At 65.6% G+C, this 10,287-nt stretch carries 11 protein-coding genes; 8 read left to right on the forward strand and 3 right to left on the reverse strand.

From position 1 onward, the window contains the following. Positions 1-63 precede the first annotated feature (63 nt). The 6 genes from EV640_RS11150 (at position 64) to ku (ending at position 5,905) form a co-directional block, all read left to right on the forward strand. Positions 64-381 carry a hypothetical protein gene (locus tag EV640_RS11150; protein ID WP_133726445.1) on the forward strand — a complete coding sequence of 106 codons (318 nt, stop codon included), beginning with the start codon at positions 64-66 and terminating at the stop codon, positions 379-381. A 250-nt stretch (positions 382-631) separates the two neighbouring features. Beyond that, positions 632-1,510, forward strand: a complete 879-nt coding sequence (locus tag EV640_RS11155; protein WP_133726446.1) for a serine hydrolase — start codon at positions 632-634, stop codon at positions 1,508-1,510. Beyond that, positions 1,500-2,378, forward strand: coding sequence for a serine hydrolase (locus EV640_RS11160; RefSeq protein ID WP_133726447.1), 879 nt, complete (start codon positions 1,500-1,502; stop codon positions 2,376-2,378). The genes EV640_RS11155 and EV640_RS11160 overlap by 11 nt, the downstream gene beginning before the upstream one ends. A 318-nt stretch (positions 2,379-2,696) precedes the next feature. Beyond that, positions 2,697-4,310 carry an ABC-F family ATP-binding cassette domain-containing protein gene (locus tag EV640_RS11165; protein WP_133726448.1) on the forward strand — a complete coding sequence of 538 codons (1,614 nt, stop codon included), beginning with the start codon at positions 2,697-2,699 and terminating at the stop codon, positions 4,308-4,310. Positions 4,311-4,503: 193 nt separating this feature from the next. Continuing rightward, on the forward strand, positions 4,504-4,731 hold the full coding sequence (locus EV640_RS11170; protein ID WP_036473899.1) for a hypothetical protein: 228 nt from the start codon (positions 4,504-4,506) through the stop codon (positions 4,729-4,731). A 259-nt stretch (positions 4,732-4,990) separates the two neighbouring features. Beyond that, positions 4,991-5,905: a non-homologous end joining protein Ku gene (ku, locus tag EV640_RS11175; RefSeq protein WP_133726449.1), complete on the forward strand. Its 915-nt coding sequence runs from the start codon at positions 4,991-4,993 to the stop codon at positions 5,903-5,905. A 25-nt stretch (positions 5,906-5,930) separates the two neighbouring features. Here the strand turns inward: ku and EV640_RS11180 are convergent, their stop codons facing one another. From EV640_RS11180 to EV640_RS11190, 3 genes are all read right to left on the reverse strand, one after another. After that, positions 5,931-6,380: an SRPBCC family protein gene (locus EV640_RS11180; protein ID WP_133726450.1), complete on the reverse strand. Its 450-nt coding sequence runs from the start codon at positions 6,378-6,380 to the stop codon at positions 5,931-5,933. Next, positions 6,370-6,750 (reverse strand): ArsR/SmtB family transcription factor, encoded by a 381-nt coding sequence (locus EV640_RS11185; RefSeq protein ID WP_243832303.1) that lies wholly within the window; start codon positions 6,748-6,750, stop codon positions 6,370-6,372. The genes EV640_RS11180 and EV640_RS11185 overlap by 11 nt, the downstream gene beginning before the upstream one ends. 265 nt (positions 6,751-7,015) lie before the next feature. Further along, positions 7,016-7,648: an NUDIX domain-containing protein gene (locus tag EV640_RS11190; protein ID WP_133726452.1), complete on the reverse strand. Its 633-nt coding sequence runs from the start codon at positions 7,646-7,648 to the stop codon at positions 7,016-7,018. Positions 7,649-7,819: 171 nt separating this feature from the next. Here EV640_RS11190 and poxB point away from each other — a divergent pair, with 171 nt between their 5' ends. Together poxB and EV640_RS11200 are read left to right on the forward strand one after the other, a co-directional pair. Then, positions 7,820-9,535 carry a ubiquinone-dependent pyruvate dehydrogenase gene (poxB, locus tag EV640_RS11195; RefSeq protein WP_133726453.1) on the forward strand — a complete coding sequence of 572 codons (1,716 nt, stop codon included), beginning with the start codon at positions 7,820-7,822 and terminating at the stop codon, positions 9,533-9,535. A 100-nt stretch (positions 9,536-9,635) separates the two neighbouring features. Beyond that, positions 9,636-10,217 carry a DUF6318 family protein gene (locus EV640_RS11200; RefSeq protein WP_133726454.1) on the forward strand — a complete coding sequence of 194 codons (582 nt, stop codon included), beginning with the start codon at positions 9,636-9,638 and terminating at the stop codon, positions 10,215-10,217. Positions 10,218-10,287 lie beyond the last annotated feature (70 nt).

The raw sequence follows: 10,287 nt of genomic DNA on the forward strand, positions 1-10,287 counted from the left end.
GGTGACTGCGATGCCGTTCTGGCGACCATTCCCGAAAAGTGTGGTGTTTGACACACTGGGAAGATGAAACGATACCTCGCCCCGCTGACCCCCGACCTGGCCCGGGCAGCACGTGCGCTCACCCAGGTCTCCGTCGATGAGGTGAGTGAAGCGGCCGCCCTCGAGCCCGCACGGGTCCGCGACTTCGAGCACCGCGGATGCGGACTGGACCTCGAAGCCAAGAAGAAGCTGCGTGTTGCCCTGGAAGGGTTCGGTGCTGTCTTCTTTGACGAGGATGATCAGGGCGGCTATGGGGTGCGCCGCAAGTACAACTCCTCCAAGACCCGCCAGCTGGGCCGCTGGGAGAGTGAGGGCGGACCTGCCTACGAGGACGACATCTGAGTAGTTGCTGGCAGCTGTTTCTGCAGGGCCTCCCGCAGGAGGCGCCTCGCCTGGGATCGACCATGAAGGGGCGTCCTCACCTGCGGCCAGGTGGGGGAGCGTCCCCCTCCTCGACACACCAGCGTGGAGTCGCAGCCGATTCTGTTCCTCGTCCAGTGCGAGGCCTCGCCCGTTTCGGACGGGCACGCCTCGCAAGTGTGTGTCGCGATTATGCTGGATCTGTCCGACCGGCCTGGTGACGAGGAGTCTTGTGGAGCAGTCATTGCGGGACCTCGAGACTGCGGTCACCCGTCTGGCCGCAGATCAGCCCTTCGCGCTCTCCTGGATGATCCGCACCGTAGGCACCGGTGAGGTCATCGGTGAAGACGCCACCCGCGCCGTCGCGTCCTTCAGCACCCGCAAGGTCAGCGTGCTCCTGGCCTGCCTGGCATTGGTCGAGACCGGCGAGCTCAGCCTGGAGGACCGTTCGGTGATCACCGAGGAGATGAAGGACGGCGTCCAGGCCGGGATCATGCGCAACCTCTCCGCCGGGATCTCGCTGAGCCTGCGCGACTCCCTGCTGCAGATGATGAGCACCTCGGACAACATCTGCACCCAGCTGGTCTTCGCCGCCATCGGCTCGGTTCGCCCGGACCCGCTGCAATGGGTCAATGACTACTGCGCCTGGATGGGCCTGCACGCCACGCTGCACCGCGAGATCTTCCCCCGCACCGGCGACCTGACCTGGAGTCACTCTTTGGACACCCTCACCACGACGACGGCGCGGGATCAGTCCCGACTGCTGGAGAAGCTGGGACGCGGTTGCGTGGATGACACCGCCGCCGCCCAGCTGATGCTCTCGGTGGAGCTGTGCGCGTTCGCCCGGGAAGCCATGCTCGGACTCTTCACGCCTGCACTGGGAGTGGCCTGCACGCAGATCCGGTTCGCGGAGAAGAACGGGCGAGGACTGCGCAGCCTCTCCCAGGTGGGACTCGCGCTCTCGGCATCAGGTGTGCCGCTGGCGGCGGTCGCGGCCTACGCCGAGAACATTCCGACACAGCTGCCCTCCGGGCTCCCCGGACGGGTGGCGGTCTTCGATCTGTTCGCCGAGCTGGGACTGGCCGTTCAGGAGTGGGCCCGTGGTCGCTGAGGTGCGGATGTTGACTCTCGAGGAATGCGCGGCGGCGTATCCGCAGCTGCGGTTCGCGGTCGGTGACGCCGGGCTTTCCGGGGTGGTGGCAGAATCCAGGGCGGATGAGCCGCATGACCTCGGCGGCATCGGAAAACTCCTCCTCGGGCTGACCCTGGCCCATCTGGGCCAGAGCCACGAAGGGTTCCTGGAACGTTCCCTCACGGTCTCCAGGGACCACCGCGCCGGAGCCCGCACGGGCACCCTGCGACTGATGTCCGGAGAGCTGCAGCTCAGCGTGGAGGACGCGGTGAACCTGGTCCTCTCCACCGGCGACGGCGCCTGCGTGCTCGCACTGCTGGACTTCGCGGCCGCCGAAGGCGTCGACCTGCTCTCCGAGGCCGGGGGTCTCACGAGCTCGCTCCGGCTCGATGCGGTGCAGCTGTCCGGACTCGAATCCGGTGAGTCCTGGGGTGAGGGCCTGCTGGGGTCCGCCACCGCCGCCTCAACGTGTCAGCTGCTGCGCTCCCTCGGGACCCTCGACGACCCAGAGGATGATCCAGCGGTGGCTGGGGGAGCTTCCTCTGAGGCCCGGCAGCTGCTCCACGGCTGGATGGGCAAGGTCTTCGAACCTGCCGGTCTCGCCTCGGCCCTGCCTGGCTACGGACCCCGCCGGGTCCGGCATCAGACCCTCTCGGGCTTTGAGCTCACCGCGGTCGGCGCGCAGCGCGGATACAGCTCCGCGCTCTCCCTGCCCAATCAGGCAGGGGAGTGGGTGCATGTGGCGGCCCACCTGCCGCCGTCGTCGGCTGGTGCTCATTCTCCACGGGATGTCTCGGCCGTGCTGGGCGGTCTGGGACTGGCGGCGTACCTTTCCACCCGGAACTGACTCTCACGGAATTCCGCGTCAGCAGGAGGCGCTCACCGGCAGCTGGCTGGTAGCTTGAACTCATGGATACCGAAGTCGACAACGCCTAGCCACCTGACGTTCGGTGGCCGCCGGCCAGAGCGCGTTCCCGCGCCGCCGGTGGCAGCTTCCCACTCCATTCTTCTGCGATCGCCGTTCTCCGGCACCGCTTCGTGAGTGGTCCGCACGTCCGGGACTATGCCCTCCGCCGCAGCGAGTTCCAGCGCCCGGAGGAACCATTTTCAGCGCATCCGCCCGCATCCGCCCGCATCCCGGGCGAGGACCGAAGGACTTCATCCCATGCCAGCACCCTCAGCCATCACCCTGCACGACCTCTCCTTCGAATGGCCCGACGGCACGTCCGTCCTGGAGCAGCTCAACGGGACCATGACCACCGGTCGGACCGGACTGATCGGGCGCAATGGCACCGGCAAGTCCACGTTGTTTCGGCTCATCGCCGGAGAGCTGACTCCAACAGCGGGTCACATCAGCACCATCGGCGACGTGGGCTACCTTGCCCAGACGCTCACGCTCGGTCACGGCAGGACCGTGGCCGGGCTGCTCGGGATCGAGCCCACCCTGAGGGCGCTGCACGCGATAGAGGCGGGCGACGCGGCCGTCCGGCACTTTGAGGACGTGGGCGATGACTGGGACATCGAGTCCCGAGCCGAGGAGGCGCTCCAGCGGATCGGATTCTCCGTGGCTGATCTGCAGCGTCCGGTCACTGAGGTCTCCGGTGGTGAAGCGATGCTCATCGCCGTCACCGGGCTGCGGCTGCGCAGGACCCCGGTCACGCTGCTCGACGAACCGACCAACAACCTGGATCGCCGCACGCGAGCCCAGCTCGCTGAGTTCGTGGACGACTGGCCGGGCACGTTGGTGGTGATCAGTCACGACCTCGAGCTGCTCGAGCACATGGACTCCACCGCGGAGCTCCACGCCGGCCGGCTCGAGGTTTTCGGGGGCCCCTACAGCCAGTTCAGCGAGCACCTCGCGCAGCAGCAGGCCGCGGCGGTTCAAGCAGCGCGGACCGCCCAGCAGGCGCTCAAGACCGAGAAGAAGCAGCGCATCGAGGCGGAGACCAAGAATGCCCGCCGGGAGCGGGCCGGTAAGCGGACCCAGGCCAGCGGGGGGATCCCGAAGATCCTGGCGGGGAACCGCGCGAGCAAGGCACAGGTCTCGGCGGGTGCCATGCGCGCCACCCACGAGGGCAAGGTTCAGGCCGCCCAGGCTGCATTAGACGCCTCGGATGCCAAGGTCAGGGACGAGGAGCACATCCACCTCACGCTGCCGGACCCTGCGGTGCCGCGCAGCCGCCGGATCGCCGAGCTTCGGGACGGGTCCCGCAGCATCATCCTGCAGGGCCCGGAGCGTGTCGCGCTGACCGGACCCAACGGTTCGGGGAAGACGACCCTGCTCGAGCACCTGGTGCGCGGCGGATCTGATTCAGGAGTTTCTGGGGGTGGGATCACCGGTGAGCTGTTGACCGACCGGGTGGGATACCTGCCGCAGCGTTCGGATGACCTTGATGACTCAGGCTCGGCCCTGGAGAACGTGCAACTGGCGGCCCCGTCCTTGCCGGCCGGTGAGATCCGCAATCAACTGGCTCGACTGCTGCTGCGCGGCTCCGTGGTGGACCGCCCCGTCTCCAGCCTGTCCGGGGGAGAGTGCTTCCGAGTCAGCCTTGCGCGGCTGTTGCTGGCAGAACCGCCGGCACAGCTGCTGATCCTCGATGAGCCCACGAACAACCTCGATATCACCAGCGTGGAACAACTGGCCGAGGCGTTGGGCGCCTATCGCGGGGCGCTGCTCGTCGTGAGCCACGACGTTCGGTTCCTCGCGCAGCTGGATCTCGACTCCGTGATCGAGATCGACGACGTCGGTGGCCTGAGTCTGCGGACCGAGCCCGAGTAGAGAGATTCCACCGCTGACACCGGCAATCCTGGTCCTGCGCAGAGTGGCTCGTGTGCCCTGAGCTCGTTGAACGGAGGGGAGCACGGAGCCCCTGCGCAGGCAATCACCATGGAATCACCAGGCGCCACCCATAGGTTCTAGTCAGGTGCCACATTCTTTCGGGTACTGACAATGATTCGATGTGAGGAGTCACATGCTGGCCACACTGCATAATCTCGGTTTTCGTTCAGAGTACGCCTACAACGCCGCGCTGGCCTCTGTAGCCCTGTCCTTCGGAAGCTGGACCGCGTCCCGCTTCAAGAAGGATGATTCCAAGCCACAGGCCGACCGCTGGGGCATCTTCGTGGGCCACTGGGCCCCCACCTTCTTCGGGCTGGGCCTTGCGCTCTCGCAGTACGAGAACAAGGGCAAGAAGCGCTGATTCCAGGACTTCTCAAGAGGGGCACCGTCGATCATCGGCGGTGCCCCTTTGATGTGCACAGCGGGTCTGGAGACCTCCGAGGTTGGTGATCGTCCGGACCACGACGAGAAGGCAGAGCGAGGGCCAGGTGCATCACTGAGTCGGCTCCGGCCGGGGCTCTCCTCGAGCGCGGTCTTGCCTGCCGTGAAGCTTTCGGCTGTGATGTCATGAGACAACGGCAATGAGGAATGACCCTCAGGAACAACGACAGGAGTGACCCATGCGGGCGATCTGGTCTGGCGACGTGTCTTTCGGGCTGGTGACGGTGCCGATCAAGCTGTACTCGGCCACCCGGAGCCATGATCTGTCTCTGCATCAGGTCCATGAGGACGACGGCGGTCGGATCCGCTACGAGCGGCACTGCGAGGTCTGCGGCGAGAAGGTCGACTATAAGGACATCGACAAGGCCTATGACTCCGGGGAGTCCTCGGTGATCCTGACCAAGGAGGAGCTCGGCGAGCTGCCCGCGGATGACTCCAAGGAGATCGCGGTGGAGCAGTTCGTGCCCGAGGAGCAGATCGACTCCATGGTGCTGGACAAGTCCTACTACCTGGAGCCTTCGGGGAAATCCGCGAAAGCCTATGTGCTGCTGCGCCGGACCCTGGAGGAGTCCTCCCGGGTGGCGATCGTGACGTTCACGCTGCGCTCGAAGACCCGGCTCGGGGTGCTGCGGGTGCGCGAAGACGTGATCGTGCTGCAGGGGCTGCGCTGGGCCGATGAGCTGCGGGAACCTGAGTTCGAGATCCCCAAGTCGCGGCTGACCAAGAAAGAACAAGAGATGGCCAGCTCGCTGGTGGACTCTTACGCCGAGGACTTCGATCCGGAGCGGTTCAAGGACGAGTACCAGGATCAGCTGCACACGCTGGTGGAGGAGAAGCTCGCCCACGGTGAGGACATCGACACCGAGGCGACCTTCGGCAACCTCGAGGACGAGGACGATGGCGACGGCAACGTCATCGACCTCATGGAGGCGCTGAAGCAGTCCGTGGATTCCCGGCGCAAGAGCTCCGGCAAAGCGGCCGGAGACGCGGAGAACGGTTCTTCGAAGAAGTCGGACGAGGGCTCCGCAAAGGGCAGATCTTCCAAGGACTCCTCCAAGAGCAGCGGATCAGGTCAGAAGAAGAAGGCCAGCTGAGATTGGCTGGTGGGTGCCCGGGCCGTCAGCGTGTGCTGAGGTACTCACTCAGGACATCCAGCGCACTGTCCCAGCCGTCGTAGAAGAAGTTGTCTCCTGCGGCTCCGTCCGCCCCGCGGAACTCGAAGGTCATGCGGGTTCCCTCTCCGGTCGGTGTCAGAACGAGTGTGATGACGGGAGTGTCCTCCGGCTCGGCCAGCGGGTCACCCCAGGTGAAGACCAGGCGCTGGCAGGGCGTCACTTCTCGGTAGACGCCAGCGGTGATCACTCTGGTGCCGTCGTCGTCGTTGACCATCGTGTAGGTATAGCGGCCTCCCACGCGTACGTCCATCTCAATACTCTCGCGTGGTGTGGATGCGCCCTCGGGGTGGTACCAGTGTGCTGCGGCGTCAGGGTCTGTCCATGCCTCCCAGACTTCCTCGGGGGTCGCTGCGAAGGTTCGGGCGAGGGTGAAGCCCTTGGTGTCATCGATCATCGGTATCGCCTTCCTGTGCTGGTTGTTCTTGTGATGGTTCTTCTCGTGCTGGTTCGTCCTGAGGTGCGGGTTGGCTTGCGAGGTAGTTGTCGAGCCGGTTCAGTCGGTCGTCCCATTCGGTGCGCTGCTGCTCGATCCACTGGCCCGCCTCGTCTAGAGATGCCGGAGTGATCGAGCAGTCGACCCACTGTCCTCGGCGATTGCGACTCACCAGTTCAGCGCGCTCGAGAACGGACAGATGTTGCGAGATGGCCGCGCGACTCATCGGGTAGTGCGCGGCGAGCTCGCTCACGGTGAGCGGCCGACGTCGCAGCCGGTTCAGGATGTCACGGCGAGTGGGATCGGCCAGAGCGCTGAAGGTGACGCTCAATGGGTCCTTGGGCGGCAACGGCGCCTCCAGTGTGTAAGTAGTTGCTTACACGTTAGGTGTCGCCCATTGCGCAGTCAAGAGTTCGATACCTCGATGGGATGCGTCTGCTGATGCACGGCTCTTTCAGTCATGCCGCCAGGTTCGAGGTCATCGACTCCACGTGGCCCAAATCGCAGCGGAATCTCTTCCAGGCGGCCCCCACCCAGTGCCTCAAGCTCAAACCGGGTATGGACCAGCGGAACTTCTCCCGCGAAGGCGCGAGGGATTATGGTTCGATGCCGCGGGGGTGATCGGCCCAGGGGGCTCGCGGTGCGCGCAGCTCTCCGGCGCCGGTCCTGACTGCATGCAGCGCCAGGATGCCGGTCACCGCGCTGGGGTTGCGGATCTGACTGGTGAGCACCGCCTGCACGGCCTCGGTCAGCGGGACCCATGCCTTCTGAATCTCGGCCTCCTCGCCCTCCCGTGCGTGCTGCTCATGTTCTGGGGTCTCCGTGATCCCTGAGGCGAGGTAGATCCGGATGGCTTCGTTGGAGGCGCCGGGGCTCGTGTGGAAATCCGCCAGGGTGTGCCAGGTGGCGGCGCTGATGTCGGCCTCCTCGTGGAGCTCCCGGGCTGCGGCGTCGAGCATCGGCTCCCCCTCGGCGTCGAGCAGACCTGCCGGGATCTCCCACATGTTCTGTCGCAGTGGGTGGCGGTACTGCCGGATCAACAGGACCCGGTCCTGCTCGTCGATCGCGAGCACGGCCACGGCGCTGAGGTGCTTGAGGAACGCGCGGGTCAGCGTCTCCCCGGCACTCCCGAAGCTGAAGGTCTCTTCGACCAGGTCATAGATCGGGGTCGACTGCAGAGACCTGGCCTCGAGGATGGGGTGCTCGGCGGGGGAGTCGTGGATCGGCATGGGGCCAGCCTACGTGGGGCTGTCGCGGGCGCACCGGCCGAGGGGCCGAGCCGCCGTCGTCGTTCCCTGCGTGACATGTCCCATAGGCGCATACGTCCTGGAGTTCTAGACTGCGGAGATACGCGCCGTGGCCTGTGCGCAGGTGGCGGCGACTCTTTCGGGAAGGACGTCATGCCGACAGTCGCACGGAACATCGTTGATACCTTGCACGCCAGCGGAGTCGAGCGGATCTACGGGATCTCCGGGGATTCGCTCAACGGCCTGACCGATGCGCTGCGCGCGGCGGGGACCATCGAATGGGTGCCCACCCGGCACGAGGAGGCCGCCGCCTTCGCCGCCAGCGCCGAATCCCAGGTCACCGGCGAGCTTGCCGTCTGCGCGGGCAGCTGCGGACCGGGCAACCTGCACCTGATCAACGGTCTCTTCGACGCGCAGCGCTCGCGGACTCCGGTGCTCGCGATCGCGGCGCACATCCCCAGTGAGGAGATCGGGTCTACCTACTTCCAGGAGACCCACCCGCAGGAGCTCTTCCGCGAGTGCAGCGTCTATGTGGAGCATGTCGCCCACGCAGACCAGATGCCGCGGCTGCTTCGCATCGCCATGCGCGAGGCCATCGAGAAGCGGGGGGTCGCCGTGCTGGTGATCCCCGGCGATGTGGCGCTCGCCGATGTCCAGGCCGAGGCGGAGAGCATCCGGCCGATGCTCTCCCGGGTCATCCCGGCCGAGACGGATCTCGACCGTGCGGCCGAGGCGCTGAACACCTGCGAGCGCGTGACGATCCTGGCTGGGGCCGGCACTGCCGGGGCTCACGCCGAGCTGCTCGCGATCGCTGAGCGGCTGCAGGCGCCGATCGTGCATGCGCTGCGCGGCAAGGAGCACGTGGAGTGGGACAACCCTTACGACGTCGGAATGACCGGGCTGCTCGGGTTCTCCTCCGGGTACCGGGCGATGGCCGCCTGCGAGACCCTGCTGGTGCTCGGTTCGGATCTGCCGTATCAGCAGTTCTATCCCGAGCATGCGAAGGTCGTGCAGGTCGACATCCGCGGCTCCCAGATCGGCCGGCGCACACCGGTCGATGTCGGGCTGGTCGGCTCGGTCAAGGACACCGTGGAGGCGCTGCTGCCGAGGCTCGACGTGCACCAGGACTCTCGACACCTCGATGGGGCGACGAAGCACTACGCCAAGACCCGCAAGGACCTTGACGCGCTGGCCACCCCGTCCAAGCGGACGATCCATCCGCAGTACCTGACCAAGCTGATCAACGACGCCGCCGACGACGACGCGATCTTTCTGCCCGACGTCGGTTCCCCGGTGGTCTGGGCCTGCCGGTACCTGACGATGAACGGCCGACGTCGGCTGCTCGGCTCGTTCAGCCACGGGTCCATGGCGAATGCGATCTCGCAGGGGATCGGCGTGCAGATGGCCGAGCCGGAGAAGCAGGTGATCGCACTCGCCGGTGACGGTGGGCTGGCGATGCTGATGGGTGAGCTGCTGACCATCACGCAGAACGAGCTGCCGGTCAAGACCGTGGTCTACAACAACTCCTCGCTGAACTTTGTCGAGGTGGAGATGAAGGCTGCCGGCATCGTCAATTTCGGCACCGAGCTGAAGAACCCCAACTTCGCGAAGGTGGCCGAGGCGATGGATATCAAGGGGATCCGAGTCGAGAAATCTGAGGATCTTCCTGCGGCCGTGGAGGAGTTTCTCGCGCACGATGGCCCTGCGCTGCTCGATGTCGTCACCGAGCGTCAGGAACTCTCGATGCCGCCGAGCGTGACCGCTGAGCAGGCGAAAGGCTTCACGCTCTACGCGGTGCGAACCGTGCTCAGCGGCCGTGGCGATGAGCTCGTCGACCTCGCGAAGACGAATTTCCGCCAATTGTTCTGATTCTTCGCTCGTCCACAGAACCGCCCCGGCCCTGTTGCGCCGGGGCGGTTCTGTCTAGTGTGTGCTTCAGCAGCAGTGACGCTATGGACGGGACAGGTTCATGAACACTTCAGCGGGTCGGCTTGGTGTGGTGAGTCTTGTGCTGTTTCTCGGGTGCCTCCTGAGTTCCTGCGGCGGTAACGATGCCGGACCGGAACTCGGTGGGTCCAATGCTGAGCCGAGCACGGAGGAGACCTCACCGGAAGGTGGAGCTTCGGAGCCGGAGCAGCCGGGTCGTGACGGGGATGAGACCGAGGACCCCGAACCGTCCCCGACGCCGGTACCTGCGTCCTCGGATGGCCCCGCGCAGAACTGGCCCGAGCCTGAGATTCCGGCTGAGATCTATGAGGAGACCGAGGAGGGGGCGTTGGCGGCGCTGGAGTATTGGTTCGAGGCCATCACGTATTTACAGCTGACTGGTGACTTCGAACCTGCCGCCGCAGTCTCCGCCCCTGACTGTGAGATGTGCGACGACACGATCGCGCAGTTTTACGACCTGTATGAGGTTGAGAGCGGTTGGTACGTTGCGGCGGGCGCCACCGCCCAAGAGGAGCTTGTCTCGGGTATCACTGAAGACGGCCATGCAAGCATTCTGTTTGCCTTGGTCGAGGGTGGGTACACCTGGGCTGACCCCGTTTTTTAGATCCAGTCGTTGTGAGAGTCGTCTTGTTGCCCGAGTCCTCGGGCGGGAAGACTGGTCAGATCATGACGAA

It is taken from the genome of Nesterenkonia aurantiaca, from assembly GCF_004364585.1.
Classification (GTDB): domain Bacteria; phylum Actinomycetota; class Actinomycetes; order Actinomycetales; family Micrococcaceae; genus Nesterenkonia; species Nesterenkonia aurantiaca.

What these genes read in the sequence shown, in the direction of transcription:
- EV640_RS11150 (WP_133726445.1), top strand. Translation starts at nt 64, where the DNA reads ATGAAACGATACCTCGCCCCGCTGACCCCCGACCTGGCCCGGGCAGCA.
- ku (WP_133726449.1), top strand. Translation starts at nt 4,991, where the DNA reads ATGCGGGCGATCTGGTCTGGCGACGTGTCTTTCGGGCTGGTGACGGTG.
- poxB (WP_133726453.1), top strand. Translation starts at nt 7,820, where the DNA reads ATGCCGACAGTCGCACGGAACATCGTTGATACCTTGCACGCCAGCGGA.
- EV640_RS11190 (WP_133726452.1), bottom strand. Translation starts at nt 7,648, where the DNA reads ATGCCGATCCACGACTCCCCCGCCGAGCACCCCATCCTCGAGGCCAGG.
- EV640_RS11170 (WP_036473899.1), top strand. Translation starts at nt 4,504, where the DNA reads ATGCTGGCCACACTGCATAATCTCGGTTTTCGTTCAGAGTACGCCTAC.
- EV640_RS11165 (WP_133726448.1), top strand. Translation starts at nt 2,697, where the DNA reads ATGCCAGCACCCTCAGCCATCACCCTGCACGACCTCTCCTTCGAATGG.
- EV640_RS11180 (WP_133726450.1), bottom strand. Translation starts at nt 6,380, where the DNA reads ATGATCGATGACACCAAGGGCTTCACCCTCGCCCGAACCTTCGCAGCG.
- EV640_RS11200 (WP_133726454.1), top strand. Translation starts at nt 9,636, where the DNA reads ATGAACACTTCAGCGGGTCGGCTTGGTGTGGTGAGTCTTGTGCTGTTT.